This is a genomic window from Simplicispira suum (assembly GCF_003008595.1).
Classification (GTDB): Bacteria; Pseudomonadota; Gammaproteobacteria; order Burkholderiales; family Burkholderiaceae_C; genus Simplicispira; species Simplicispira suum.
In genome coordinates, this window is record NZ_CP027669.1 from 3,037,161 (window position 1) to 3,062,691 (window position 25,531).

23 protein-coding genes and 2 riboswitches are annotated in these 25,531 nt (G+C 64.2%); of the genes, 9 read left to right on the forward strand and 14 right to left on the reverse strand.

Translation table 11 applies throughout. The features are described from left to right. Positions 1 to 152 precede the first annotated feature (152 nt). Together C6571_RS14125 and C6571_RS14130 are read right to left on the reverse strand one after the other, a co-directional pair. Positions 153 to 2,393: an AsmA family protein gene (locus tag C6571_RS14125; RefSeq protein ID WP_106447257.1), complete on the reverse strand. Its 2,241-nt coding sequence runs from the start codon at positions 2,391 to 2,393 to the stop codon at positions 153 to 155. Positions 2,394 to 2,498: 105 nt separating this feature from the next. After that, entirely contained in the window at positions 2,499 to 3,065 is a 567-nt protein-coding gene (locus C6571_RS14130; protein WP_106447258.1) for a hypothetical protein, read from the reverse strand. Between the two features lie 202 nt (positions 3,066 to 3,267). On the opposite strand from C6571_RS14130, the gene C6571_RS14135 reads away from it, so the two are divergent. From C6571_RS14135 to C6571_RS14155, 5 genes are all read left to right on the forward strand, one after another. Continuing rightward, entirely contained in the window at positions 3,268 to 4,185 is a 918-nt protein-coding gene (locus C6571_RS14135) for a pseudouridine synthase (RefSeq protein WP_106447259.1), read from the forward strand. A 159-nt stretch (positions 4,186 to 4,344) separates the two neighbouring features. Continuing rightward, entirely contained in the window at positions 4,345 to 4,974 is a 630-nt protein-coding gene (locus C6571_RS14140) for an FMN-binding negative transcriptional regulator (protein ID WP_106448251.1), read from the forward strand. Between the two features lies 1 nt (position 4,975). Further along, the gene (locus C6571_RS14145; protein WP_106447260.1) at positions 4,976 to 5,209 is read left to right on the forward strand and encodes a hypothetical protein; all 234 of its coding nucleotides are present in this window, start codon (positions 4,976 to 4,978) and stop codon (positions 5,207 to 5,209) included. Between the two features lie 86 nt (positions 5,210 to 5,295). Further along, complete coding sequence (tadA, locus tag C6571_RS14150) at positions 5,296 to 6,672, forward strand: tRNA adenosine(34) deaminase TadA (RefSeq protein WP_211300638.1); 1,377 nt, start codon at positions 5,296 to 5,298, stop codon at positions 6,670 to 6,672. Between the two features lie 47 nt (positions 6,673 to 6,719). After that, positions 6,720 to 7,718 carry an LD-carboxypeptidase gene (locus C6571_RS14155; protein ID WP_106447262.1) on the forward strand — a complete coding sequence of 333 codons (999 nt, stop codon included), beginning with the start codon at positions 6,720 to 6,722 and terminating at the stop codon, positions 7,716 to 7,718. Between the two features lie 62 nt (positions 7,719 to 7,780). Here the strand turns inward: C6571_RS14155 and C6571_RS14160 are convergent, their stop codons facing one another. The 3 genes from C6571_RS14160 to C6571_RS14170 all read right to left on the reverse strand — a co-directional run bounded on the left by C6571_RS14160 (position 7,781) and on the right by C6571_RS14170 (position 10,093). Next, positions 7,781 to 8,788, reverse strand: a complete 1,008-nt coding sequence (locus tag C6571_RS14160) for an HD-GYP domain-containing protein (RefSeq protein ID WP_106447263.1) — start codon at positions 8,786 to 8,788, stop codon at positions 7,781 to 7,783. A 6-nt stretch (positions 8,789 to 8,794) separates the two neighbouring features. Continuing rightward, a complete protein-coding gene (locus C6571_RS14165) occupies positions 8,795 to 9,436 on the reverse strand; it encodes a retropepsin-like aspartic protease family protein (protein ID WP_106447264.1) in 642 nt (213 codons plus the stop codon). Positions 9,437 to 9,607: 171 nt separating this feature from the next. Continuing rightward, positions 9,608 to 10,093: a YajQ family cyclic di-GMP-binding protein gene (locus C6571_RS14170; protein ID WP_106447265.1), complete on the reverse strand. Its 486-nt coding sequence runs from the start codon at positions 10,091 to 10,093 to the stop codon at positions 9,608 to 9,610. Positions 10,094 to 10,163: 70 nt separating this feature from the next. On the opposite strand from C6571_RS14170, the gene murB reads away from it, so the two are divergent. Further along, positions 10,164 to 11,237 carry a UDP-N-acetylmuramate dehydrogenase gene (gene murB, locus C6571_RS14175; protein WP_106447266.1) on the forward strand — a complete coding sequence of 358 codons (1,074 nt, stop codon included), beginning with the start codon at positions 10,164 to 10,166 and terminating at the stop codon, positions 11,235 to 11,237. A gap of 73 nt (positions 11,238 to 11,310) precedes the next feature. On the opposite strand, the gene C6571_RS14180 is transcribed toward murB, so the two are convergent. After that, a complete protein-coding gene (locus C6571_RS14180) occupies positions 11,311 to 11,976 on the reverse strand; it encodes an RluA family pseudouridine synthase (protein ID WP_211300639.1) in 666 nt (221 codons plus the stop codon). Positions 11,977 to 12,069: 93 nt separating this feature from the next. After that, a complete protein-coding gene (locus C6571_RS14185) occupies positions 12,070 to 14,241 on the reverse strand; it encodes a PAS domain-containing hybrid sensor histidine kinase/response regulator (RefSeq protein ID WP_106448252.1) in 2,172 nt (723 codons plus the stop codon). Positions 14,242 to 14,516: 275 nt separating this feature from the next. Here C6571_RS14185 and soxC point away from each other — a divergent pair, with 275 nt between their 5' ends. Continuing rightward, entirely contained in the window at positions 14,517 to 15,785 is a 1,269-nt protein-coding gene (gene soxC / locus C6571_RS14190; RefSeq protein ID WP_245901295.1) for a sulfite dehydrogenase, read from the forward strand. Then, positions 15,778 to 16,356 carry a c-type cytochrome gene (locus C6571_RS14195; protein ID WP_170094747.1) on the forward strand — a complete coding sequence of 193 codons (579 nt, stop codon included), beginning with the start codon at positions 15,778 to 15,780 and terminating at the stop codon, positions 16,354 to 16,356. The genes soxC and C6571_RS14195 overlap by 8 nt, the downstream gene beginning before the upstream one ends. A gap of 6 nt (positions 16,357 to 16,362) precedes the next feature. On the opposite strand, the gene C6571_RS14200 is transcribed toward C6571_RS14195, so the two are convergent. The 7 genes from C6571_RS14200 to C6571_RS14230 form a co-directional block, all read right to left on the reverse strand. After that, positions 16,363 to 16,968, reverse strand: coding sequence for a Crp/Fnr family transcriptional regulator (locus C6571_RS14200; protein WP_106447269.1), 606 nt, complete (start codon positions 16,966 to 16,968; stop codon positions 16,363 to 16,365). A 9-nt stretch (positions 16,969 to 16,977) separates the two neighbouring features. Then, positions 16,978 to 19,860, reverse strand: a complete 2,883-nt coding sequence (gene gcvP / locus C6571_RS14205) for an aminomethyl-transferring glycine dehydrogenase (protein WP_106447270.1) — start codon at positions 19,858 to 19,860, stop codon at positions 16,978 to 16,980. Between the two features lie 76 nt (positions 19,861 to 19,936). Next, a complete protein-coding gene (gene gcvH, locus C6571_RS14210) occupies positions 19,937 to 20,311 on the reverse strand; it encodes a glycine cleavage system protein GcvH (RefSeq protein WP_106447271.1) in 375 nt (124 codons plus the stop codon). Positions 20,312 to 20,400: 89 nt separating this feature from the next. Next, entirely contained in the window at positions 20,401 to 21,534 is a 1,134-nt protein-coding gene (gene gcvT, locus C6571_RS14215; protein WP_106447272.1) for a glycine cleavage system aminomethyltransferase GcvT, read from the reverse strand. Between the two features lie 45 nt (positions 21,535 to 21,579). After that, a riboswitch (glycine riboswitch) is annotated at positions 21,580 to 21,704 on the reverse strand. Positions 21,705 to 21,717: 13 nt separating this feature from the next. Next, a riboswitch (glycine riboswitch) is annotated at positions 21,718 to 21,818 on the reverse strand. A 28-nt stretch (positions 21,819 to 21,846) separates the two neighbouring features. Continuing rightward, a complete protein-coding gene (locus tag C6571_RS14220) occupies positions 21,847 to 23,124 on the reverse strand; it encodes a TRAP transporter large permease (RefSeq protein WP_106447273.1) in 1,278 nt (425 codons plus the stop codon). Next, positions 23,121 to 23,615 carry a TRAP transporter small permease gene (locus tag C6571_RS14225; protein WP_106448254.1) on the reverse strand — a complete coding sequence of 165 codons (495 nt, stop codon included), beginning with the start codon at positions 23,613 to 23,615 and terminating at the stop codon, positions 23,121 to 23,123. Before C6571_RS14225 ends, C6571_RS14220 begins: the two co-directional genes overlap by 4 nt. A 101-nt stretch (positions 23,616 to 23,716) precedes the next feature. Beyond that, the gene (locus tag C6571_RS14230; protein WP_106447274.1) at positions 23,717 to 24,688 is read right to left on the reverse strand and encodes a TRAP transporter substrate-binding protein; all 972 of its coding nucleotides are present in this window, start codon (positions 24,686 to 24,688) and stop codon (positions 23,717 to 23,719) included. Between the two features lie 365 nt (positions 24,689 to 25,053). On the opposite strand from C6571_RS14230, the gene C6571_RS14235 reads away from it, so the two are divergent. After that, entirely contained in the window at positions 25,054 to 25,512 is a 459-nt protein-coding gene (locus tag C6571_RS14235) for an Lrp/AsnC family transcriptional regulator (RefSeq protein ID WP_106448255.1), read from the forward strand. The last annotated feature ends 19 nt before the right edge of the window (positions 25,513 to 25,531 follow it).

Genomic DNA, 25,531 nt, shown 5'->3' on the forward strand with positions numbered 1-25,531 from the left:
GGGGGCGGCGTATTCGCGATGGCGCGCAGAGTATCTGGCCGCACAGGCATATTTCAGGCTCAGGAAAACCCCTGGCTGCCTTGCCTTTCCGTCACCTCGGTGACTTGCCTGGCGCAAGAAGGGCACGGGGGAGGCTGCGAAAGGGCCGGTTCTTACTTTTTCGCACGCCCGCCACTGGCGCGTGGAGGCGGTTTGGGCGCAGCTCCTGCGGGGCCGGCTTTCACCGCCTCGTCAGCGCGTGCGAGCAGCTTTGCGCAATGGGCATCGTCTTCGGCCGCCGGCACGGTGATCGGCACGAGCGCCAATGCCGCTGGCGCCGCCACTGCTGCCAATACGGCCGCTCCGGCGCGAGCAAGGAGGGGGCCGGGTTCAACGCCCACCTGCGGATCAATGAAGGGCCCACGCACAGTGAGTGGGGTCCGCAGGGAGAAGAATTTCCATTTCAGGGATTCGGGCTTGATGCGCAGATCGATGTGTTCATGATCGAAGTCGATGGTGCCGACGGCTTCCACTACCGCTTCGTTGGTGCTGAGCTTGACTGAGCGTGTCTGCGCCATGCCATCCTTGACGGAAAAATCCGCCACTGCGCAGCGCACGTGCACTTCCTTGTCGTTGCCAAAGAGCTTGGCGACGATGACGCTTCCCAGGTTCAGTGCCGCCAGATCCAGCAGTTGTTTGCTCAGCGTGCCGTCGCGCACATAGAGTCGCGCCTCACCGGTGCTGCTGGCGAGCATGCTGGCGATGGAAGCGCCTTGGCCGTTGAGCGCAAAAGCGCCATCCATGCGGCCCAGGCTTTTGTCCATCAACTCGACCTTGGGAAACAGGGACGAGAGCTTCAGGTCATCCACGGTGGAACGAATCTGCGCCCGGAGCGGTTCGCTGTGGCTGTCGAGCGTGACTTGGGCATCAATGCGGCCTTTGGCAACGCCGAAGCGCAGCGGAGCCAGGTTGAGTTTGCCTTCCTTCAAGATGGCGCGCACGCTCAGGTTTTCCAGTGGCAGCGCAGCAGGGCCTACCAAGGTCTGGCCGAGAAAAGCGATGTCTGCATCCATTGCGTCCCAGCGGCCAGTGGCAAAGGAAATATCGGGCAGCACCTTTCCGGGACGTATGCTTTTCTTCGTGTTCTCGCGGGCTCTCCCAGGGGTTCCAATGACCGGCCCAAGGTCTGCCAATAGCAATCTGCGCGATTTCAATTGACCGGTGAGCCTTGGCCTGGGTTTGCCCGAGGTGTAGGTTAAATGCCCCTGCAGATCGCTCTTGCCGACTGCGCCCGTGAAATCTTCGTAGTCCCAGGTGGCACGCTCGGGTTCCAGGCTTCCAACGAGGCGGCCACTGGTTTTGTAGGGCGGTGTGTTGGGCAGGACCAGACCGGTCAGCTCATAGAGATCGGCCATGCTTTGGCCCTCCAGCGCGACCTGCAGGTCCATGCCGGAGAGCTTGCGTGGGTTGGAGAGGGTGCCGCGCACCTGCGCCCTCGTGGCACCGGCCCGTGCATCGAATTCGATCGGGTATTCGACGCGGGTGCTTTGCAGAGACAGCAGCTGACCGGCTCGTCCCTTGCCACTGACTTGTGCATCCCGAAATTGGCCCAAAATCTCGAAACGCAGTCCGTAGCCGGGCCCCGCGTTGCTGCGAGCTGAATCGTCTTCGCTGGCCAGTTTCGCGCGCAAGGAGAGCTTTTGTACAGCGTCGGCGTAAGCCAGTTGGCCTTGTTCTACGAAAAGGCTTTTTACGGTGACCTTCCATGGGTTGGAGCTCGGGCTGGAATGATCGTTGTCGTGGCGAGGAAAGGTCCAATTGTTTTCCCCGTCGGCATCGCGTGCCAGGGCGACATCCGGTGTTGACAGCACCAGGGTGTCTATCAGCAACACGCGGCCGAGGAGCGGTAGAAGCCTCAGACTGGCGCTGGCCTTGCCCGCTTTCGCCATGAAGGGCGCCTCAGACCCAGGTGCGGAGTGCTCTGCCGGTTCAGCCCTCTTCGTTTTTTCAGGCTTTGCAAGCTGGGGTGGGCTGCCGCGCGCGTCTTCGGAATCCAGCGCGCCGAAAGCTCCAAAGCCAGGCCTGTTGCCCAGCTCCAGCTGCTCGGCCTGCACGAGCACGCCTGGAATCCAACGGCGCCAGCCGGTATCGAGTGGCTGGGGCCAGACCCACTGCGCATCCAGATCGCCTTGGATTGCGAAGTGGCGTCCGCTGGCCGCGCTCACCTTGTCGTTGACCCAGGGGCGTGCGCGATTCCAATCGATCAGGCTGACTGCCAGCACGAGGGCGAGCAGCAGCACAACGATGCCAGCGATGAGGGCCAGAAGAACGCGCAGCGCAAGCGAACGGCGGGGCGCAGCAACAGCGACCGGGAGCTGGGGAGGCGCGGTCGAAGAGGGTGTAGAGGATGGCATTGCGCCACCATGCTAAGCCGTGGGCGGCGCTCTGGCATCGCCCGCGCCGGTCTCTGGCCGTACTTCCGTCCTTGTCCTACAGTCAGGGAGAGAAGCGCCTGCGAGCTACAAAACAGCAAACAGCTTCTCGCGCAGCTCTGGAAGTCGTTTGTGACCGGCCGAAGTGGTCTCCAGGGCACTTGCCCAGGCGCTGTAGACGTTGCGCAATTCGCTCGTGCTCTTGCAAACGAAGATGGATTCAACGAGGCTGATGCGATTGTGGTGACCAAAGATGTTGTTCACCGTGTTGATCATGAAGTTGCGCGCCATTTCGAGTTCTTTGTCGCTGCGCGTTTCGGCTGGCGGCAGCACGGCCAGCCAATCCGTAGGAGCCAAAGCATCCGTCGGCTGCGGATGGGCGGGGTCGAACGCGCGCGCGGAAGCAGGGGGAGCGGCAGGAGCCACCACTTTCATGTCGATACAGGCGTGACCAAGCAACTCGTCGATGTATTGCGCCAGAGAATGCCCAGCGACAAACGGTTCGAGATCTTTCCCGGTGCGCTTGCCATCGATGAGCACCAACAGACGCCGGGCCAGAGGCGACAACCCCAGAGCGCGCGTCTGGATCTCCTGCTGCCCCGCGGGAGTCTTGGAGAAAACGGCTGCGCTGAAATCAATGGGGGCGTCGGTCATGAAGCCGTAGTCCTATTCGTGGCGAGATACTGGATGGAGCCCATGGTGGGCCACAGGCCTCTCGAATAACACTGGGGTTTTTACCAATTTTTACCGAAGCATGTCGTTGCCGAGTTTCAATCCCGGACAAGCCGAGCAGGCGTCTCCGACGCTTCGGACAGGTGCATCTACAATTTTTGCCTCCTGGTTTGGTCCTGGCTTGATGCACAACCCCCGCCGTCCTGTTGTTCTGCCCATGCGCAGTGGCGTCAGCCCAAGCTGTGTCGTGCTTCCCACACAAGGAGAGGGAAGCATGCTTGATTTTTTGGGCACGCGCCTGTCCAAGGTGTCTCGCGTCGACTGGCAGCGGCGCATGGCTGCGGGCGAGGTGGTGGACGAGCGCGGAGTTGTCGTCCTGCCGGACCGCCGTTTTGAACCGGGCCTGCGTCTTTTTTACTACCGCACTCTGGACAACGAGCCCCAGCCGCCCGGTCTGGAGGCGGTGTTGTACTGGGATGAGCATGTGCTGGTGGCCGACAAACCACATTTCATGCCGGTCATCCCCACTGGGCGCTACCTGCACCACACTTTGCTGGTCCGCTTGAAGCGGCAATTGGGTTTGAGCGAACTCTCGCCCCTGCACCGCATCGACCGCGACACGGCAGGCCTGGTGCTGTTTTCGGTTCAGCAGAAAACCCGTGGCGCCTACCAGGCGCTGTTTCGGGAGCGCAGCATCTGCAAGGAGTATGAAGCGGTAGCCCCATGGCGGCCTGAGCAGGTTTTCCCTTGTGAGCGCGCCAGCCGCATTGAAGAAAGCCCGCAGTTTTTTCGCATGCAGGAAGTGAGTGGTCCGCCCAACAGCCTGACCACCATTGAGCGGCTGGAGACGGGAGCGCACTGGGCACGCTACCGTCTTCGACCGATCACGGGCAAACGCCACCAATTGCGCGTGCACATGGCGGCGCTGGGGCTGGCGCTGCGCAATGACCCCTTCTACCCAAGCGTCAACGATGTGCCTGACGGTGACTGGTCTCGTCCCTTGCAACTGCTGGCGCGCTCCCTGGCATTCACCGACCCGCTGAGCGGCGAGCAGCGAAGTTTTACCAGTGGCCTGAATCTTTTGCCGCTGGACGCACCATGAAACGCTGTCGGACCGTGTTGCACCGGTCAAAATCAAAGCCATTCAGCGCAATGGGCGCTGCCAATTTCCGCAGACTTTTCTAGCGGTTCCAGACCTTGCACTCCCACGCCTTGAGCGTGCCAGAGTGCTGCGCTGATGTCCCGTACCGAGGTGTCCACCATGTACCAGCCGCCGCAGTTCCGTTCTACCGACCCCCACCATGCGCGTACGCTGATACAGGCCCATCCGCTGGCCTGCTTGGTGTCAACCGACGATGCAGGCTTTCCGGTTGTCTCGCACTTGCCTTTGCATTTGCAGGAGGACGGTGGCGTGCAAGTTCTGCTGGGCCATTGCGCGCGCGCCAATCCGCACTGGCGCTATCTGGCTGCGCGCCCTGAGGCACTGGCGACTTTTATGGGACCGAGCGCCTACCTCTCGCCATCGGTCTACCCCGATCTGGCGCGCGTGCCCAGCTGGAACTACCTGGCGGTGCACTGCCGTGTCGAGGCGCGGATCATTGACGAGGCCAATGGCAAGGACGCCTTGCTCAAGGCGCTGATTGCCCAGCACGAACCCGCGTATGCGGCCCAGTGGCGCGCGCTGGATGAGGACTACACCAGCAAGATGCTGCGTGCCATAGTGGCTTTCGAGCTGCGCGTGCTGGACCTGCAATGCACGCTCAAGCTCAACCAGCACCGGCCCGAATCGCACGCCGCGCTGCACGCCGCCTACCGCGCGGGTGGCGCCGACGCCCAGGCGCTTGCACAATGGATGGAAACGCTGGGCATGGTGCCCGGCCACAAGGACTGACATGCGCATAGGTCTTGGAATCGTCTCCCTGCTGGTGGTCTTGGCCGTGGTGGCGCTGCTCACGCGCAAGAGCGTGGACGCGACGCGCATCGCCGTTCCTGCGCTGCAGAGTGCGCCCGCCGGCGCTGCCTCGGCACCAGCCACGGTGCGCGAACAAAGCCAGCAGATTCAGCAGGACTACAAGCAGGCGCTGGACAAGGCGCTCAACCCGCCACGCCCTGAGCCGGCAGAGTAAATTTTAGGTAAAAACGGCCGCTAGCACTTATCTGGTAAGCACTGATAGCTATTGATTTCATAGTGACGGACGAAGACGAACATTTCATGCAGCTCGCCCTGGCGCAGGCCCGCGCCGCCGCAGCGGCGGGCGAGGTGCCCGTGGGCGCCGTGCTGGTGCGCGATGGCAAAGTGCTTGCCACAGGCCGCAACGCACCGGTGGCAGCGCACGACCCCACGGCCCATGCCGAAATCGCCGCGCTGCGCGCCGCAGCGCAGGCGCTTGGCAACTACCGGCTGGGCGACTGCACGCTCTACGTCACGCTGGAGCCTTGCGCCATGTGCAGCGGCGCCATGCTGCACGCGCGGCTTTCCCGCGTGGTGTTTGGCGCCCCCGACCCCAAGACGGGTGCTGCCGGTTCGGCGCTGGACCTGTTTGCCAACACCCGCATCAATCACCAAACGCAGGTGCAGGGCGGCGTGCTGGCGCCGGAGTGCGCCGCGCTGCTGGAGGATTTTTTTCAGGCCCGCCGCAGCGCCCAGCGCACGCAGGCCCTGGCCGCCCACCCCCTGCGCCAGGACGCACTGCGCACACCTGAGGCGCGCTTTGCAGACCTGCCAGGCTATCCCTGGGCGCCGAAGTACGTCAGCGACCTGCCGGCGCTCGCTGGCCTGCGCCTGCACTACCTGGACGAAGGCCCGCCGGATGCGCCGCTGACCTGGCTGTGCCTGCACGGCAACCCGGCCTGGAGCTATCTGTACCGGCACATGCTGCCGGTGTTCCTGGCCGCTGGCCACCGCGTGGTGGCGCCGGACTTGATCGGTTTTGGCAAGAGCGACAAGCCCAAGAAGGATGCGTTCCACACCTTCGAAGGACATCGGCAGGTTCTGCTCGAATGGATTGAGCGTTTGGACTTGCAGCGCTGCGTGCTGGTGGTGCAGGACTGGGGCGGCATTCTGGGCCTCACCCTGCCCATGGCCGCGCCAGGGCGCTTTGCCGGGCTCCTGGCCATGAACACCTTGCTGGCGACGGGAGAGCAGCCCCTGTCCGCCGGTTTTCTTGCCTGGCGTGAGATGTGCGCGCAAAAGCCGCTGTTCGGCGTGGGCCGCATGCTGGCGCGCGGCAACCCGCAGATGAGCGAGGCCGAATGCGCAGCCTACGACGCGCCTTTTCCCGATGCCGGCTACCGCGCTGCGCTGCGCGCCTTCCCGCCGCTGGTGCCAGGCATCCGGGACGCAGCAGGCGCGGCGCTCTCGCGTGCAGCGCGCGATTTCTGGGCCAGCCAATGGACCGGCCGCAGCCTGATGTTTGTCGGTGCGCAAGACCCGGTGCTGGGCGAACCCGTGATGCAGCAACTGGCGGCGCAGGTGCGCGGCTGCCCGCCGCTGGTGGTGCTGCCGCATGCCGGGCATTTTGTGCAGGAGCATGGGGAGCCGATCGCGCGGCAGGCTGTGGAATACTTCGGTGACTTGGCCGCTGCCTGATCTTTTGCTCGGCTGCTTTCACACTTTTTCCATTCACGCCACACGCTTTGTCTCACGATCACCCCGCCCCAGGCCCGAGCCCCGGCTGCGCATGCGGTCACCAGCACGGGCCCCGGCATATCTACATTTATTCGCCGTCCAGCGCAGTGCGCGACAAGGCAGCCTTTCGGCGCGGGGTCAAGCGGTTGCAGGCGCTGGGCCATGAGGTCGAGGTGGACCGCGACGCGCTGGCCGTGCACACCCGCTTTGCCGGCGACGATGCGACGCGCATTGCGGCCATCGCCCGCGCCGCCGCGAGCGGCGCCGACGTGGCGCTGATTTCGCGCGGCGGCTACGGCCTGACGCGCATTCTGCCGGGCGTCGACTTCCAAGCCATGGCGCGTGCGATCGAGGGCGGAATGCACTTTGTCGGCATCAGCGATTTCACTGCCTTGCAGTGCGCTGTGCTGGCGCAAAGCGGCGCCATCACCTGGGCCGGCCCGGCACTGTGCCCGGACTTTGGCGTGGCCGGCGAGCCCGACGACATCATGCAGGCCTGCTTCGATGACTTGCTGACCGGCCACGGCGAAGGCACGGGCTGGCGCCTGCCGTACCCGCGCAGCCGCGTGGCACGGGAGAGCACGCCGGACTATGACTTCGAACTGCACGATGCGCCGCTGTGGGGTGGGAATCTCGCCGTGCTGGCTTCACTCGTCGGCACGCCCTGGCTGCCGCAGGTCGAGGGCGGCGTGCTGTTCCTCGAAGACGTGAATGAGCACCCCTACCGCATCGAGCGCCTGCTCACGCAGCTGCTGTACGCGGGCGTGCTGGCGCGCCAGAAGGCGGTGTTGCTGGGGCAGTTCACGGGTATTCGCCTGGCAGCGCACGACAAGGGTTTCGGCATGGACAGCGTGGTGCAGTGGCTGCGCAGCCAGATCGCTGTGCCGGTGCTCACGGGCCTGCCGTATGGCCATGTGGAAACCAAGGTGCTGCTGCCCGTGGGCGCCAAGGTGGACCTGGCGGTGCAAGGGCGCGACGCCATGCTGGTGTGGGGCCACCTGGATTGAAAATCTGACGTGGCGGGCCGCCGGGCGGCTGCGTTCGCACTGGAAAAAACCCGTCGAAAAACCTAAACGGCGCCGCCCTGCGTCACCAAGGTGGCGGCCCGCTGCGCGGCATAGAGGCCGAGCCGCACCATGGTGCGGTGGTTCATGTCCACCGAGACGGCAGTACGTGCCAGGGCCGACTGGATGCGCGGTTTGCCCAGCGCGGTGGGGTGCATATGCGGTTCGCTGCAGTGCGCGCCATGGGCGTCAAGCACGCTGGCCACCAGCGGCAGGTTGGGTTTGTCGCCGCGGCGCAGCACAATGGCGGTTTCGCCGTTGTCCAGGCGCACAAAGGTGCCCGGCGGGCACAAACCGACGGTGCGCACCAGCATCAGGCCCACTTCGTCACGCTGGTCGATCTCCTGGCCCACCAGGGCGCGCACCGAATCGGTGGCGCTGCGCCCCGCACGCGATTTGCGTGGGCTGATCATGGCTGCATAGCGGTCGATGGTGCCCAGAATGCGCGTCAGGCGGTCTTCGGCCTTCAGTTGGTCCAATGGGGTACGCAGCGGCACGTTGGCATGGTGCTGACCGACGAGGTCGAGCCACAGATCGTCGGTGATGTCGCGCTCTTCCAGCAGCGCCTGGCTGACCCTCGGGTGCTCGGCAATGGCTTTTTGCTGTGTGCTGTTCAAGGGCTCGCGCTGCACTGCGAGTTCGTCCTGCAACTGCGTCATGCCAATGTTCATCGTCAGCGCGGCGCGCACCAGGGCATTGCGCTCGTGTTCGGGCAGGCGAAATTCACGCGCCATGATGTGGCACAGCGTGCCGCACACGAGCGCGTGAGATGCGCTGTAGCCCACCGTGGAGGTCGACGCCAACTGGAACATGAGGTAGAGCGAGGCATCGACGTCCCGGGCCACCAGGTCCTGCATCCAGCGATCAAACTGGCGCAGTTTGGTGCTGAAATCGTGCACTTGCAGCGGGCGGGCGAGCAGGATGGACAACCCCGACTCCAGGTCCCCCCAGAGGCTCAGCAGATCCTCGTATTCCTCATCGTGTGCCTGGCGCGGCAGCGGGCCCAGTGTCATTGGGTTTCAGCGCTTTTCCAGCACCATCTGCTGGGCGTTGCGCGTCATGTGCAAGTCCGACAGAAAACTGTTGCCCAGCAGCACGAAAGGCATGGCCTGTGGCGTGACGACGGCGTCCACGCCATACAGCTCGATGTCGCCCAATCGCACCGAATTGAGCTTCACGCGCCAGCCCTGCGCTGTGCCGTTGGCTGTGCGCACGCCCACCTGCTGGCCCTTGCGGAAATCCAGGCCCATGCGCTCGGCATCCACCTGACCAATGGCCACCACGGACGCCCCGGTATCGATCATGAAGGTCGTGCCCTTGCCATTGATCTGTCCCTCGCGCATGAAATGCCCTTGGCTGTCTGGCGTGAGAACCACGCGCCGGCCCTTGCCGCTTGCCCCCACGCTCACCGGCGTGCCCAGGCGCAGGGTGTGGCGCTGGCCGCTGGCCTCCACCACAGCCCCTTCGCTGCTCACGGAAATCAGCTTCACGCCGCCATAGCTCTCCCCTGGCGCCACCGCGCGCGGCGCACCGCCGCCCACCACCATGAGCGCCTTGGAGCCCAGCACCCCAGCCAGCGCCACGTCCTGTGCGTGCGCCGCAGGCGCGCCGGCGAGCGCCAAGCAGGCAGCGAAGACCAAAGTATTCAAAATTCGAGCCATATGAGCAACCTATCGCGTGCTACCGCCCGCAGCGCTTGAAACCAGCGCGCCCCAAACCAGCGGCCCCCGCGCAAGGGCCGCCCCGCCGCGCTGGGGGCGTCCCCCTTCCGCATCGCGCAGCGATGCAAGAGAAGGGGGAAGGCGCGCAGCGCCTCAGGGGGATGCTCCAAGTCATTCCCTGAAGTTGTTGAATGACAGCGGCATGTCGGCAATGTCCTTGCGGATCAGTGCCATCGCCGCCTGCAGGTCGTCGCGCTTGGCGCCGGTGATGCGCACTTTTTCTTCCTGGATGGCGGCCTGCACCTTGAGCTTGCTGTCCTTGATGAGCCTTTGCAGCTTCTTGGCCAATTCGCTTTCGATGCCATTGCGCACCTTGATCACTTGCTTGACCTTGTCGCCGCCCACCTTCTGCGGTTTGCCAATGTCGAGGAAGCGCACGTCCACATTGCGCTTGGTGAGTTTGCCGCGCAACAGGTCTTCTACCTGGGCGAGCTGGAACTCGGCGTCGCCATACATGGTGATTTCCTTGTCTTTGAGTTCCACGGCAGCAGACGTGCCTTTGAAGTCAAAGCGGGTGCCGATTTCTTTCGCGGCGTTGTCCACCGCGTTTTTCACTTCAACAAAATCGGCTTCACAAACGGTATCGAACGATGGCATGGCGGCTGAACTCCTCGAAAAAGAAGGCTTCGCACGGCGCCGCGGAGGGGCGAATGCGACAATTCGTCCGATGTTAGTCGAGAAAAACTGCTCGCTTCAGCCCTACAACACCTTCGGCATCATGGCGCGCGCCGAAACCCTGGTTCGCCTGCGCTCGGCGGCCGACGTTGCAGAGCTGTCCAGCGTCCCGCTGCTTGCCAATGCGCCGCTGTTTGTCCTGGGCGGCGGCAGCAACGTGGTGCTCACAGGCGACGTGCGCGGCGTGGTGCTGAAGGTGGAAATACCCGGCCGCCGCCTGGTGGCCGAGACAAAAGACGCGTGGATCGTGGAAGTGGGCGCTGGCGAGAGCTGGCACGACATCGTGGCCTGGACGCTGGACCAGGGCTGGTGCGGCCTGGAAAACCTGGCGCTGATCCCCGGCACCGTGGGCGCCGCACCAGTGCAGAACATTGGCGCCTATGGCGTCGAGCTGCAGGACCGGTTTGATTCGCTTGACGCCATCGAGCTGGCCACGGGCAAGCCCTTCACGCTCAATGCCGCCCAATGTGGCTTTGGCTACCGTGACTCGGTGTTCAAGCACGCCGCTGCGGCGCCCGCCGGACAGGGCGATGCGATTCTTGGCATGGGCCTGGCCGGGCGCGCCGTCATCACCCAGGTGCGATTGCGTCTGCCCAAGGCCTGGAAACCCGAGTTGGGCTACCTTGATCTTGCGCGCCGCGCGGCCGAGCTGGGCGCGGTGCAGCCCACGGCGCAGCAGATTTTCGACTGGGTGTGCGCCATCCGCCGCGCCAAGCTGCCGGACCCGGCCGTGATCGGCAACGCCGGGAGCTTTTTCAAGAACCCCACGGTGACGCCCGAACAATGCGCCGACATCATTGCGCGCGACCCGAAAATCGTGCATTACCCGCTGGCCGACGGCCGCATCAAGCTGGCGGCGGGCTGGCTGATCGACGCCTGCGGCTGGAAAGGCAAGACTGTGGGCCAGGCGGCGGTGTACGAAAAGCAGGCGCTGGTGCTGGTCAACCGGGGCCACGGCGAGAGCAGCGTGACGGGCGGCGAGGTGATGACCTTGGCCAAAGCCATCCAGACCAGCGTGTACGAGCGCTTTGGCATTCGGCTGGAGCCTGAGCCCGTAGTGGTGTGAAGTGCGCCCTACACAGCTACTGTTTTGATAGCTGATAACGCTTATCCAGCAAGCGCCAGAGGCCAAAAAAGCATCAAAAATCTGGCGGACTGACGAACTGCAGGCGCTCTCCGGTTCGCGGGTGGTTCAGGGCCAGGCGCATGGCGTGCAGCAGCAGGCGCGGCGCGGTGGCCGGGGCGCCGTAGAGGGCGTCGCCAAGAATCGGGTGGCCGAGCGCCGCCAGGTGCACGCGCAGCTGGTGCGTGCGGCCGGTCAGCGGCGCCAGTTCCAGGCGGGTGGTGTTTGCATCCGTGCTCAGGATGCGCCACTGGGTCTGGCTGGGCTTGCCATGCTCGGTGTCGATCACGCGCAGCGGGCGGCGCTCCCAGTCGGCAGCAATGGGCAGATCGATCGTCGCCCAGCCCGCACCATCCTGCACGCCCAGTTCGGTTTGCGGTGCGCCTTGCACCATGGCCTGGTAGCGCTTGTGCACGCGGCGCTCGGCAAAGGCGGTCGACAGCGCGCGCTGTGCCAGCGGGTTGCGCGCCATCAGCACCAATCCAGAGGTGGCCTGGTCCAGCCGGTGCACGACCAATGCGCCCGGCCAGCGCTGCTCTGCGCGCAGGCTCAGGCAGTCGCTTTTGTCGGGTCCGCGTCCGGGTACACAGAGCAGGCCCGCAGGCTTGTCGAGCACCAGTAGGTCTTCGTCTTGGTGCAGGAGATATACGTCGGAAAAATGCGTGGCCGTATCAGTTTTCATGGTGCGTCGCATGGTCCATGGCGGATGGAACTGGCACGCCCGAGGCCAGCAGCCGCCGCGCCGCGCTGGCGGCGTCGCAGAGGGGTGTCGCCGTTACCCATCGCCCCGCACGAGGCGCTGGACCGTGGCGCACAGCTCTTCCACGTCGTTGGGTTTGTGCACCAGTGCGGCGGCGCCCGCGTCCATTGCGGCTTGCTCGATCTCCTGCGTTACATAGCCCGAAGCCAGCGCCATCGGCAGATCGGGGTGCAGGCGCCGGGCTTCGCGCAGCAGCTCCAGCCCGGAAAAACCCGGCATGTTGTAGTCGGTGACCAGCAGGTCGACTTCCCACGGCGCCTGGGCCAATGCGGACAGCGCCTCGCGCGGGTCGGTGAAACCGCTCACCTTGTAGCCGCGTCGCCGCAGCAGCCGCTGCACGAGAAAGACGAGGGCCTGATCGTCGTCCACATACATCACATGGCGTTCTGGCCCTGCGCTCTCCAGCGCGTCAGCCAGCGGCGATGGACTGCTGGGGGCGAAATCGGCAGGCACGACATGGTCGTCCGCTGCGGGAAAGTAGAGGGTGAAGCAACTGCCTTTGCCGGGTGTGCTGCCTACGTCCACCGCGCCGCCGTGCGCACGCATGACGCCATGGACCACGGCCAGGCCCAGCCCCGTGCCCTGGCCCACGGGTTTGGTGGTGAAAAAGGGTTCGAACACGCGGGTGAGGGTGTCAGGATCCATGCCGGGCCCGCTGTCACGCACGGTGACAGACACGTAGCGGCCTGCGGTCAGGCCCAGGCGTTCGCAGGTGCGTGCATCGGGATGGGCTGCTTGCACCTCCACATCCACCCGCCCGCGCCGGCCCGACATGGCCTGGATCGCGTTGGTGCACAGGTTGAGCACGGCTTGCTCCACCTGGGTGGCGTCGGCCAGGACGGCAGGCACCGATGCGCTGGCGCGCACCCGCAGCTCGATATCGGGAGGCAGGGTGACGCGCAGCAGGCGCTCGGTGTCGTGCAAGATCGCTGCCAGGGGAACGGGCGTTCTGCGCGGTGCTTCGTTGCGGCTGAAGGTCAGAATCTGGCGCACCAGATCGCGCGCACGCCGGCCGGCCTTGGAGATTTCGCGCAGGCTCTCCTGCACTGGAGAATCCGCCGGGCAATCGGCCCGAGCGAGTTCGACGTTGCCCAGAATGGCGCCCAGAATGTTGTTGAAATCGTGCGCGATGCCGCCGGCCATGGTGCCCACGGCCTGCATTTTGTGCGACTCGCGCAATTGCAGTTCGAGCTCGCCGCGGCGCGCTTCGGCGCGCTTGTGCGCGGTGAGGTCGCGGGCAAAAACGGTGGTGGTTCCGCCGTCGGCGAGCTGCTCGAACGAGACGCTGACCTCTACCGCCAGTTCGCGCCCGCTCGCGGTGCGCGCCGTCATTTCGCCCAGCATGGCCTGCGTGGTCACTTGCGCAAATGCCAGCGCCTGCGCCGCCTGCGGCAAAAAACGCTCCAGCGGACTGCCCAACGCGTCGCTCTCGGGGCACTGGAACAGCGCCGCCGCCGTGGGGTTGAAGACCGTGATGCGCTGGGTTCGGTCGACACACACGATGGCATCGAGCGCTGAGTTGATCACGGCTGCGTGCCGTTTTTCGCTGGCATAGAGCTGTTCATTGCGCTGCTGCAGCGCCCAGGTGCTTTGCTGCAAGGCGCGGCGTTCGGCCAGCAGCGGTCCCTGGTCCACGATGGCACAGAGGTACTGGTATTGCGGTGGGCCGTCGTCCTGCGGTGCTTCGATGCGCGCAATGTGCAGGTCACCGTTGATCTGTGCGTTGGCTCCGATGTGGAACACCACCTCGGTGGCCTCGGCGTGGCCGCTGCCAGCGGCCAGCGAGAAGGCATGGCGCACGCGCGGCGTGTGCGCCGCGTCCACAAAAGGCAGGAGCGAGGTTAGTGGCCGGTCTGCTTCGGTGGGTTGAAACGAGCGGTGCGCCATAGAGTTGGCTTGAACCACCATGTCGTGCGCGTCAATCACCATCAGCGCCAGCGGCACGCTGGAAAACAGCGCCTCAAAGCGCTCGGACGCGCTCTCTGCCGCCGCCTGGCTGTAGCGCAACACCTTGTTTTGCGCCTCCAGTTCGACCTGGTAGTTGCGCAAGCGGGCGATCAGTGCGGCCGTGGGGCCGACGGGTCGCGCAGCTTCGTCACGCCGCTCCTGCTGGGGCCGCGCAGGCGGATCCGTATAGGCGGACGGGTCGGACTTGCGAAGGAGGTAGGACAGGTCGGGTTTGGTCATGGGGCAGAGCCCGTGGCGCACTTTCCCGCCAGCGTGGCGGGCATCCGTACCAGTGTACGCGCGCCGGAGCTTGCCCTGGTTGCCGTACCCGGTGCGCATTAACCAAGGTTAACGCGCTTCGGCGGCGGCGGCGCAACACTGTGGCTTCGGCTCTTGAGAAGCCGTTGTCCATGGAGAGATTGCCGCATGACCTGTCTACGCCGCCAGAAGCCACTGGCCTTGTTTTTTTTCCTGATGGTCCAAAGGAATAGGCGCACGCTATCCAGGAGCTTGTCGTGAGCAGAGCGCACGTACCTGCCCCTGCGGCACAAGCGCTTGCTCCCCTGCCCAGGCGAGCGTTCCTGGGCACTGCCATCGCCTGGGGCGCCGGCTCCGTGGCGGCCAGTGCCCGTGGTGGCGAACCGCTCGCAGCCCGGCTCCCCGATGCCATGACGACGCCCGGTGGCGCAGATTTGCCGTATGGCCAGCCGTCGGTGCAAGAGCGCAAGGTCGTGCGGCATGAGCACCAGGATGCCGGATTTTCCGTCTGGCGCTCGCCCCTGGAAAACCAGCGCGGCATCATCACGCCGAGCGGGCTGCATTTCGCTGTGCACCATAGCGGCGTTCCGGACATCGCAGAGTCAGGGCATGCGCTGATGATTCATGGCCTGGTCACCCAAGCTTTGCGTTTCGACCTGGAACGCTTGAAGCGCTACCCCATGGTCAGCCGCATCCATTTTCTGGAGTGTGCCGGCAACTCGGCGGCCAATGCGCTGTCGCCCTTCGCGCTCAACCAGACCTTGGGCGAGTTGGCGGGCGAAGTGTCTTGCTCGGAATGGACCGGAGTGCCGCTGTCGTACCTTCTGCAGGAGGCCGGCGTGAAAGACAGCGCGCGCTGGGTGGTGGCCGAAGGTGCAGACGCTGCATCGCACACCCGCAGCCTGCCACTTGACGCGCTGCTGAAGGACGCGATGGTGGCGCTGTACCAGAACGGCGAGCGCCTGCGGCCGTCACAAGGCTACCCGATGCGGCTGTTCATGCCGGGGTGGGAAGGCAACGTGAATGTGAAGTGGCTGCACCGGCTGGAAGTGACCGATGCGCCCGCCTACTCCAAGGATGAATCGGGCCTGTACACCCAGGCGCTGGCTGATGGGCGCATCGAGCGCTTTGCTTTCCCTATGGATGTGAAGTCCGTCATCACGCACCCTTCCGGTCTGCAGACCTTGCCCGACCCCAAAGGTTTTTTCGAAATTGCCGGGCTGGCCTGGTCGGGCCATGGCCGCATTGCGCGGGTGGATGTTTCTGTGGATGGCGGCGCCTCTTGGGTGACTGCAAAGTTGCACGATCCGGTGCTGGACCGTGCTTTCACTCGCTTCACGCTGCCGTGGCGGTGGCAAGGGCGCAAGGCCACGCTGATGAGCCGTGCCACCGATGAACACGGGCGCGTGCAGCCGCTGCGCAGCGAATGGAAGCGGCGCTATGCCATGCATTCCTTCAACCACTACAACGCCGTCCAGTCTTGGCGCGTGGGTACCGATGGCCGTGTGGAGAACGCGTATGTTTAAGTGGCTGCTGCGCGTCCTGCGAGCCCTATGTCTCGGCGCTTTGCTGGGTTTCAGTGCGCTGCATGCCCAGACGGCAGCCGAAATCGGGTTGGGACTAGCGCTGGAGAGCGCGGAGATTGCACGCTATTCCATCACCGTTTTTCCAGATGGCCGCAACCTCCCGCCGGGGCAGGGCAGCGTACTGCAGGGCGCTCAGCTCTATCAGGAAAAATGTGCGGTCTGCCATGGGGCCAAGGGCATCGAAGGGCCAGCGGCGCGCTTGGTCGGATCTGGCGGATTTTTCAGTTGGCGCGACCCGCTGCGTCCGCTGCGGATTGCCAAATACCCATTGCTCGTGCTTTCCGTGGGGGCCAGCTGGCCGTACGCCACGACGCTGTTCGATTACATTCGCCGCGCCATGCCCCGCCAGGCCCCCAAAACCTTGAGCGACGACGAGGTCTATGCCTTGACGGCCTATCTGTTGCAGCGCAATGGTCTGGTGGACGCCGACGCGGTCATGGACCAGCAATTGCTCCCGCAGGTGGTCATGCCAGGTTTGGCCAGAACGGTGAATGCCTGGCCGCCATCTTGACGCCCGTCAGCCGCGCCGCGTCGGGGTCATGCCCAGCCGTGCACGCATGCGCGACAGCGACACGTGCGAGATGCCCAGGTAGCTTGCCACCTGGTGCATGGGGAGCCGCGCAGCCAGTTCGCCGTCCGTCTGCAAAAACCTTTGGTAGCGTTCTTCGGGAGACAAGGTCAGCAACTGGGCCTCGCGCCGTGACTGCTGGGTGAAGAGGTAGCCGAGCGCGTCGTCCAGCAAAGTCTGCGTCTGTGGAAACTGCCGCTGCCAGTCGTGCAAAGCCGCGTAGGGCAACTCGACCACCCGCGTCGTTTCCACGGCTTCGATGGTGCAGGGGCTGGGCAGAGACAGTGGTGGCATGGCGCCTGCGACCCAGCTGCCTGCCAAGTGGAAGGACCGGTTGCGCTCCACCCCTGCTTCGCTCAGGTAGTAAAAGCGCACCAATCCGCTTTCAAGCAGCCAGCAGCGGTCGCTGGCGTCCGCCTGGCGCAGCAGCACGGCACCAGCGTCGAAGCTGCGCCTTGGCAGCGCTTGCCACAGCGCTGCCAAGGCGGGCTGGGACTGCACCAGTGTCTGCAGCGTGGCCGGCTGGCAGGCCAGGCACGAACTGCCGGCGGTCATGGCAAGTGCTTACTCGACAGAACCGACAGGAAGGCAACTGCAGAACAGGTTGCGGTCGCCGTAGACGTTGTCCACCCGGCCCACGCTCGCCCAGTACTTGTTGCTGCGCAAAGCGGCCACAGGGTAAGCAGCCAGCTCGCGGGGATAGGGGTGCGTCCAATCCTGCGCGACCAGGCTGTGGGCTGTGTGCGGGGCATTTTTCAGGGGGTTGTCGTCCCGGGGCCAGGCGCCGGATTCGATCTGGCGGATCTCTTGACGGATGGCGATCATCGCGTCGATGAAGCGGTCAAGCTCGAACAGGCTTTCGCTCTCGGTCGGCTCCACCATCAGCGTGTTGGGTACCGGGAAGGACAGCGTGGGGGCATGAAAACCGTAGTCGATCAGGCGCTTGGCGACGTCTTCGGCCATCACGCCGCTGGTGTCCTTCAAGCTGCGCAGATCCAGAATGCACTCGTGCGCCACATGGCCGTTGCCGCTCGCGTACAGCGTGGGGTAATGGGGCTTGAGCCGCGCGCTGATGTAATTGGCCGAGAGGATGGCCACTTCGGTCGCGGCCTGCAGACCGGCAGCGCCCATCATACGGATGTACATCCAGGAGATGGGCAGCACGGCGGCATTGCCCAGCGGAGCAGCACTGACTGCGCCAACACCGCCTGCCACACCACCCGTGGCATGGCCGGGAAGGTACGGTACCAAGTCTTCCACCACACACACGGGGCCAACGCCCGGCCCACCGCCGCCGTGCGGAATGCAGAAGGTTTTGTGCAGGTTCAGGTGGCTGACGTCGCCGCCAAACTCGCCCGGCGCGGCCACGCCCACCAGGGCGTTGAGGTTGGCGCCATCGACATACACGCGGCCACCATGCTGGTGCACCAGGGCGCAGAGCTCTTTCACCTGTGTCTCGAATACGCCGTGCGTGCTGGGGTAGGTGATCATCATGCAGGCCAGGCGCTCGCTGTACTGCTCGCATTTGGCGCGCAAATCTGCCATGTCGACATTGCCTTGCGCATCGCAGGCGGTGACCACCACCTGCATGCCCACCATTTGGGCGCTGGCCGGGTTGGTGCCATGTGCGCTGCTGGGAATCAGGCAGACGGTGCGCTCGGTGTGGCCTTGCGCTGCATGCCAGGCCTTGATGGCCAGCAGGCCCGCGTACTCGCCTTGCGAGCCGGCGTTGGGCTGCAGGCTCACGCCCGCGTAGCCGGTGACTTGGCACAGCCAGGCGCGCAGTTGCTCGTCGAGCAGGCGGTAGCCGGCCAACTGGTCGGCGGGCGCGAAAGGATGCATGTGGGCGAACTCCGGCCAGGTGATGGGCATCATCTCGCTGGTGGCGTTGAGCTTCATGGTGCAAGAGCCCAGCGGAATCATGCTGCGGTCCAGCGCCAGGTCCTTGTCCGAGAGCTGGCGGATGTAGCGCAGCATCGCGGTCTCGGAGTGGTGCGTGTTGAACACCGGGTGCGTGAGGAAGGCGCTGGTGCGGCGCAGTTCGGAAGGGATCAGCAGATCCACTCCGCCCTCAAACGCTTCAAACGACGGCAGCGCCTGACCGTCCTTGGCGAAAATCTTCCAGAGCAATTCAATGTCGGCGCGCGTGGTGGTCTCGTCGAGCGAAATGCACAGCCAATTTTCAAAGTAAATTCGCAGGTTAGCGCCCATGGATACTGCGCGAGCAGCTATCGCTTTGGTAGCGCCATCGGTCTTGAGCGATACGGTGTCGAACGTGGCCTGCGCGCGCACTGGCGCGCCAAGCTGCTCCAGGCCCTTGGCAAGAATCGCGGTATAGCTCGCTACCCGCTGCGCAATGCGCGTCAATCCCTGAGGCCCGTGATAGACCGCATACATGCTGGCCACCACCGCCGGCAATACCTGGGCGGTGCAGATGTTGGAGGTGGCCTTTTCGCGCCGGATGTGCTGCTCGCGCGTTTGCAGCGCCAGGCGGTAGGCCGGGGCGCCATGCACGTCCACGCTCACACCCACCAGGCGCCCGGGCAGGGAGCGCTTGTAGTCGTCCCGGCAGGCCATGAAGGCAGCGTGCGGGCCGCCCGCGCCCATGGGCATGCCGAAGCGCTGGGTCGTGCCGACGACGATATCTGCGCCCCATTCGCCTGGTGGGGCGATCAGCGTAAGGGCCAGCAGGTCGGCGGCGACGATGAAGGCAGCCTGTTTGGCGTGCACTTTTTCGACATCGGCGGCAAGTTCGTCGATGCGGCCGCTGGTGGCGGGGTACTGCGCCAGCACGGCGAAATACTCGCCACCGAGTGCGGCGTTCCATTCATCGAGCGAATTGGCCAGCACCACTTCGATGTCCATGGGCGCGGCGCGCGTCTGGATCACTTCGATGGTTTGCGGATGCGCGTCGCCGGCCACCACAAAGCGCATGCTTTTCGATTTGACCGAGCGACGAGCCAGCGTCATGGCCTCGGCCGCTGCCGTGGCTTCGTCGAGCATGGACGCATTGGCCACCGGCATGCCCGTCAGGTCGCAGACCATGGTCTGGAAATTGATCAGCGCCTCCATGCGCCCCTGCGAAATCTCGGCCTGATAGGGCGTGTACGCGGTGTACCAGGCGGGGTTCTCCAGCACGTTGCGCAGAATGACGCCGGGGGTGTGCGTGCCGTAGTAACCCTGGCCGATGAAGCTGCGCAGCACCTGGTTTTTTCCGGCGATGGCCTTGAGCTCGGCCAGCGCGTCGGCTTCGGTGCAGGCGGGTGGCAAATCCATGACCGAGCGGCGCGCGATGGAGCGCGGCACGATGGAGTCGATGAGCGCCCGGCGCGACGCCTCGCCAATGGCCGAGAGCATCAGCGCCTCGTCCTCGGCATCAATGCCGATATGGCGGGGCAGGAATTCGTCCGCGTTTTCAAGTGCGCGCAGGGCAGGGGTGGAGGTCATCGGCGTAGGCAGAAAAAGAGCTTTCGCCCGCGCGGAGGGCGCCGGCGAAAGCGGGGAGGGGAAAGTCAGGAATCGCTCAGGCGCCCTTGGCGAACTCGGCGTAGCCGGGCTCGTCCATCAGCGCGTCAAACTGCGTCATGTCGCTTGCACGCACGCGGAAGAACCAGCCTGTGCCCAATGGGTCGGTGTTGGCCAGCGAGGGATCAGCGCGCAGCGCTTCGTTCACCTCCACCACTTCGCCGGACACGGGCATGTACACATCGGCAGCCGCTTTGACCGACTCAACGACCCCTGCCACCTCGCCTTGGGCAAAAGTTGCGCCCACTTCGGGCAAATCGACGAACACCACATCGCCCAGCGCATCCTGCGCGTGCAAGGTGATGCCCACCGTGGCGGCTTCGTGGTTGCTGATGTCTACCCATTCGTGGTCGCGCGAGTACTTAACGGTCATGAGAATGCTCCAGAAAAAAGCTTTGAAAAAGTGGACTGGCCACTGTAACGGGCGGTGTGAAAGGGGGCAATGCGGGAGTCCGCGACGGCTCAGCCGCGGAAATAGCGCGCCGGGATGAACGGCATGGCGCTGACCTGCATCGGCACCGGCTTGCCGCGCACCATGGCAAACAGTTGGGAACCGGGCGCTGCGTAGTCGGGACCGACATAGGCCATGGCAATGGGCTGGTTCAGCATGGGACTCAGCAGGCCGCTGCTGACCTGGCCAATTGGCTGGCCGTCCATGTTTTCAAGCACCGCCGGTTCGCGCACCGGCACGCGCTCGGTGGCGATCAGGCCGACGCGCTTGCGGGTGAGCAGCGTCGGATCGTCGATTTGCGCCAGTACCGTCTCAGCACCGGGGAAGCCGCCGGCGCGCGCGCCACCGGTGCGCCGCACTTTCTGGATGGCCCAGTTCAGGCCCGCTTCACTGGGCGTGGTGGTGGTGTCGAGGTCGTTGCCATAGAGGCACAGGCCGGCCTCCAGCCGCAGCGAATTGCGTGCGCCCAGGCCAATCGGAGCAATCTCTGGCTGGGCCAGCAGAGCGCGGGCCAGGGCCTCGGCCTCGCGCGCGGGGACCGAAATTTCAAACCCGTCTTCCCCGGTGTAGCCGCTGCGCGTGACGAAGCAGTCGGTGCCAGCAATGGAGTAGTTGCCACCGGTCATGAAGACAAGCTGCTCAATGCCGGGCGCCAACCGCGCCAGCGCCGCAGCCGCCTGCGGGCCTTGCAGGGCGAGCAGGGCGCGCTCCGGCAGGGGCTGCACGGTGCAGCGCTGGCCAATGTGTGCAGTGATGTGGGCGATGTCGGCGTCCTTGCAGGCGCCGTTGACGATGACGAACAGGCTCTCGTCGCTTTCCTTGAAAAACATCAGGTCGTCGAGGATGCCGCCCTCCGGGTTCAGCAGCAGACCGTAGCGCTGTTTGCCCACGGCCAGGCCGATGACGTCCACGGGAATCAGTGTTTCAAAGGCAGCTGCAGCGTCGGCCCCGGTGAGGCGCAACTGGCCCATGTGCGAGACGTCAAACAGACCCGCCGCCGTGCGCGTGTGACGGTGCTCGGCCATCAGGCCAGCCGGGTACTGCACCGGCATGGAGTAGCCGGCAAACGGCACCATGCGCGCGCCAAGCTCCAGGTGCAGGGCGTGGAGCGGTGTGGTCTTGAGGTCGGTGGCAGCAGCGGTCATGAAAGGACTCTTTAGGCAAATACGGGCCGTGGCCGTAGCCACGGAATTTGCCCTGCTGTCCGCTTTACCTGAGAGATTCACCGCGCTGCCCTGGCTGGCCGTGCGGTTTGCTCCTTCGGTGGACCGGCGCTGCGCTGCGCAGCGTGCGGCCTCTCTCCAGCAAGGAAACGCCCGCATCGCTGCGGGCGGCTGCCAGTCCTTTTGCCTGAGCGTTCGGTGAACCTGCGCCTTCGGCGGCGTCGCAGCCCCGCTTTGGGGTGGACGCTCTCTCCTGACCCCTGGAATTCTAAAGCAGCCGCGCAGCGTCCGGCATCACTTCGCGTAGACCAGATCGCGCAGCCACAGCGAAAGCTCGGGCACGTAGGTGATGACCATGAGACAGGCCATGATGACCAGCACGAACGGCATCAAATGGCCCACGATGCGATCGAGCGAGATGCGGGCCACCGCGCAAGCCGCAAACAGGTTCACGCCAAAGGGCGGCGTGATCATGCCCATGGCCAGGTTCACCACCATCACCAGACCAAAGTGCACCGGATCCACACCAAAGTGCGCGGCCACCGGAGCCAGGATGGGAGCGAGCACGATGATGGCGGCGCTGGTTTCAATGAACATGCCAATGAAAAACAGCGCTGCATTCACGCCCAGCAGAAAATACGCGGGCGACTTGAGCACGCCTTCAAGCCAGTGGCCAATGGCTTCGGGCACGCCAGCGCGCGTGATGAGGAAGGCAAACAGCCCCGCGTTGGCAATGATGAACATGATCACCGCCGACGAAATCGCCGAGCGGCGCAGCACGGCAGCCAGGCTTTTTATGCCAATCTCGCGGTAGATCACCACGCCCACCAGCAGCGCGTAGAACACCGCCACGGCCGAGGCCTCGGTGGGCGTGAACACACCGCCATAGATGCCGCCCAGGATGATGATCGGCATCAGCAGCGCCCAGCCCGCCTGCAGTGTGGCGCGCCCGACGGGCAATCGCCCCTCGCCATCGTTCTTGCCCCAGCCTTTCCACTTGCAGTACAGCCAGACAAAGAGCATCAGCGTGCCAGCAATCAGCACTCCGGGGCCGAAGCCGGCGATGAACAGCTCGCCAATCGATACCTCGGCGCTGACACCGTACAGGATGAGCGGAATCGATGGTGGAATCACCACGCCCAGTTCGGCTGCAGTGGCCTGCAAGGATGCCGCGTAGGTGACCGGATAGCCGTGCTTGACCAGGGCTGGCACCAGGATCGCGCCAATCGCAAAAGTGGTGGCCACCGAAGAGCCGGAGACGGCGGCAAAGATCATGCAGGTGAGCACGCAGGTCATGGGCAGGCCGCCCTGCACCCCGCCCACCAGGCTCTTGGCAAACTCCACCAGCCGGCGCGAGATGCCGCCGGCCTCCATAAGGTTGCCCGCGAGGATGAAGAACGGAATGGCGGCGAGCGGGAACTTGTTGATGGCGCCAAACATTTCCTTGACGGAAATGAGCATGTGCGCATGCGAGGCTTGAATGCCCAGAATCGACGCCAACCCGATCGACACGGCCACCGAAATGGTGAGTGCGAAGCACAGCACCATGGTGGAGATCATCACCACGCTCATTGCGCCGTCTCCAGTTCCATGCGGCGGGGGTCGATCAGGTTGCCAATAATCCCGATCGCACTGAATACCGCACCGACGGGCATGGCGATGTAGGCCCAGAACATGGAGAGCGATTCCAGCCCCGCCATGGTCTGAACGCGGCCGCGCACCGAGTAGTCCCAGCCCCACCAGACGATGATGGCCATGAGCGTGAGTGCAGCCAGCGCAACCACCCAGTCGAGCACGCGCCGCACGCGCGGCCCGCTCCAGCGGTAGAGCACATCCACGCTCACCATGGCGCCCTGGCGGAAGGCGCAGGGAATGGCGAGGAACACCATCCAGATCAGCGAGAAGCGGATCAGCACCTCGGTCCACTCTGCTGGCTGCTCGAGCACAAAACGCATGATGATCTGGAACATGCCGAGCGACGCCGACACCGCCAGCATGGCGCAGGCGCCCCAGAGGGCAAGCGCCGTGGTCCAGCGTTCAAGGGTGAGAAAAGCGTTTTTCATGGTTGCAGCCGCACGCATGCGCAGCGGTGCAAAAGTTTGAATAAAAAAGCCCGCCAGGGCAGATCTGGCGGGCGTGAGTAGCTACAAAAAATGAAGCAAACTTATTTGTAGTTGCGGATTTTGTCGAGATTGTCCTTGCCAAACTGCTTCTCGAACTGCGCTTCGACCGGTGCCAGCGCAGCGACGAACTGGGCCTTGTCGATGTTGTCGATCACGGTCATGCCTTTGGCGCGCAGGTCGGCCACGCCCTTGGCATCGTCTTCGTCCACGCGAGCGCGGTTGGCCTTGGCGCCTTCCTTGGCGGCGTCCAGGAACGCCTGCTTGTCGGCCGCAGACAGTTTGTCAAAAGACGCCTTGTTCATCAGAAAGATGCAGGGCGAATAGACATGGCCGGTGAGTGTGAGGTGCTTTTGCACCTGGTCGAACTTGGCAGAAATGATGACCGAAAGGGGATTCTCCTGACCATCGACCGTGCCTTGCTGCAGCGCGGTAAACACCTCGGGAAATGCCATCGGCGTGGTGATGATGCCAAAGCCCTTGTACGCAGCAATGTGCACCGGGTTTTCCATGGTGCGCATCTTCAGGCCCTTGAGGTCTTCGGGTACCTTCACGTCGCGTTTGCTGTTGGTCATGTGGCGAAAGCCGTTCTCGGCCCATGCCAGCGCCTTGAACCCCTTGCTGTCGAACTTGGTCAGCATCTCTTGACCGATCGGGCCGTCCAGCACCGCGCGGGCGTGGGCTTTGTCGCGGAACAGGAAGGGCACATCGAAAATTTTTGCCTCGGGAACGAAATTGGGCACCGGCCCGGTGGAGCTGAAGGCGAGCTCTTGGGTACCCAATTGCACCGACTCGATGGACTCGCGCTCGCCGCCCAGGGCACCGTTGTAGAAGGTTTGTACCTTGTAGCGCCCGCCGGTGCGTTTTTCTACCTCTTTGGCAAAGACATCAATGGCCACGCCTTGGTGTGAGTTCTGCGCGGTAGAGATGCTGATACGCATGGTGGTTTGCGCGCTTGCGCCGGCCATCAGACCGAATGCGAAGCCCAAGCCGAGGACGAGTTTGTTCAATTGCATGGTGGTTCCTGAGAGGGGATGGGGTGGCACGGGCGGCAGAGCCTTTGCGTGCAGTCAGCTCGGGAAATTATGGGGAGGTCGCTGGTACGGAACTATCCGGGTTTGTGCGGTGCCGTAGGCCTGCCAACCACACATGCAGATCAGGGTTATGCCAGCGGCGTGCACACACCATGCGCTGTTGTGCCAAGCGCTCCGGTCTGGCGGTAACCAGCCGGAGCCTTGTCATTTTGTGCGCTCCGGTAAGAGCGCCTTGATGGGATAAGTGTGCCCGATCAGGTCTGGATGGATTTTCTGTGTTTGGAGAAGGTAGAAGGTTTTACAGAAAAATATTCTGTAATTTCTAAAAATCCAGAATAATGAACTTCATGGATCGACTTGACAGAAAAATTCTCTCCGTCCTGCAGGCGAACGCCCGCGCCAGCCTGCAGGAAATTGGCCTGGCCGTGGGACTGAGTCCCTCGCCGTGCTGGGGCCGCATCAAGAAGATGGAAGAGGCCGGTGTGATCGAAGGCTACACCGTGCGCATCAACCCGCAGGCGCTCGACCTGGCAGATACGGTGCTGGTGCAGGTCACGCTCGACAGCCATTCCGACAACACGCTGGAGAAGTTTGGCGAAACGCTGGCCAGCATTCCCGAGGTGATCGAGGCGCACCTGGTTTCGGGCGACTACGACTACCTGTTGCGGGTGGTGGTGAAGGACACACGCGACTACGAGCGCCTGCTGCGCGAAAAACTCTACAAGATCAAGGGCATCCGCCACAGCCGTTCCAGCTTCGTGCTGCGCACGCTGAAAAAGGCCGATTTGCCGCTGAATATTTCATAAAAAAGGCCTGCAGCGCAGG

Bases quoted from the DNA above. Each gene is read 5' to 3' on its own strand.
- tadA (WP_211300638.1), top strand. From the start codon at position 5,296: ATGCAGCTCGCCCTGGCGCAGGCCCGCGCCGCCGCAGCGGCGGGCGAG.
- C6571_RS14135 (WP_106447259.1), top strand. From the start codon at position 3,268: ATGCACAACCCCCGCCGTCCTGTTGTTCTGCCCATGCGCAGTGGCGTC.
- C6571_RS14140 (WP_106448251.1), top strand. From the start codon at position 4,345: ATGTACCAGCCGCCGCAGTTCCGTTCTACCGACCCCCACCATGCGCGT.
- C6571_RS14230 (WP_106447274.1), bottom strand. From the start codon at position 24,688: ATGCAATTGAACAAACTCGTCCTCGGCTTGGGCTTCGCATTCGGTCTG.
- C6571_RS14225 (WP_106448254.1), bottom strand. From the start codon at position 23,615: ATGAAAAACGCTTTTCTCACCCTTGAACGCTGGACCACGGCGCTTGCC.
- C6571_RS14165 (WP_106447264.1), bottom strand. From the start codon at position 9,436: ATGGCTCGAATTTTGAATACTTTGGTCTTCGCTGCCTGCTTGGCGCTC.
- C6571_RS14200 (WP_106447269.1), bottom strand. From the start codon at position 16,968: ATGACCGCCGGCAGTTCGTGCCTGGCCTGCCAGCCGGCCACGCTGCAG.
- C6571_RS14125 (WP_106447257.1), bottom strand. From the start codon at position 2,393: ATGCCATCCTCTACACCCTCTTCGACCGCGCCTCCCCAGCTCCCGGTC.
- murB (WP_106447266.1), top strand. From the start codon at position 10,164: ATGTTAGTCGAGAAAAACTGCTCGCTTCAGCCCTACAACACCTTCGGC.
- C6571_RS14145 (WP_106447260.1), top strand. From the start codon at position 4,976: ATGCGCATAGGTCTTGGAATCGTCTCCCTGCTGGTGGTCTTGGCCGTG.
- C6571_RS14195 (WP_170094747.1), top strand. From the start codon at position 15,778: ATGTTTAAGTGGCTGCTGCGCGTCCTGCGAGCCCTATGTCTCGGCGCT.
- C6571_RS14180 (WP_211300639.1), bottom strand. From the start codon at position 11,976: ATGAAAACTGATACGGCCACGCATTTTTCCGACGTATATCTCCTGCAC.
- C6571_RS14170 (WP_106447265.1), bottom strand. From the start codon at position 10,093: ATGCCATCGTTCGATACCGTTTGTGAAGCCGATTTTGTTGAAGTGAAA.
- C6571_RS14185 (WP_106448252.1), bottom strand. From the start codon at position 14,241: ATGACCAAACCCGACCTGTCCTACCTCCTTCGCAAGTCCGACCCGTCC.
- C6571_RS14130 (WP_106447258.1), bottom strand. From the start codon at position 3,065: ATGACCGACGCCCCCATTGATTTCAGCGCAGCCGTTTTCTCCAAGACT.
- C6571_RS14235 (WP_106448255.1), top strand. From the start codon at position 25,054: ATGGATCGACTTGACAGAAAAATTCTCTCCGTCCTGCAGGCGAACGCC.
- gcvP (WP_106447270.1), bottom strand. From the start codon at position 19,860: ATGACCTCCACCCCTGCCCTGCGCGCACTTGAAAACGCGGACGAATTC.
- C6571_RS14220 (WP_106447273.1), bottom strand. From the start codon at position 23,124: ATGAGCGTGGTGATGATCTCCACCATGGTGCTGTGCTTCGCACTCACC.
- C6571_RS14160 (WP_106447263.1), bottom strand. From the start codon at position 8,788: ATGACACTGGGCCCGCTGCCGCGCCAGGCACACGATGAGGAATACGAG.
- gcvH (WP_106447271.1), bottom strand. From the start codon at position 20,311: ATGACCGTTAAGTACTCGCGCGACCACGAATGGGTAGACATCAGCAAC.
- gcvT (WP_106447272.1), bottom strand. From the start codon at position 21,534: ATGACCGCTGCTGCCACCGACCTCAAGACCACACCGCTCCACGCCCTG.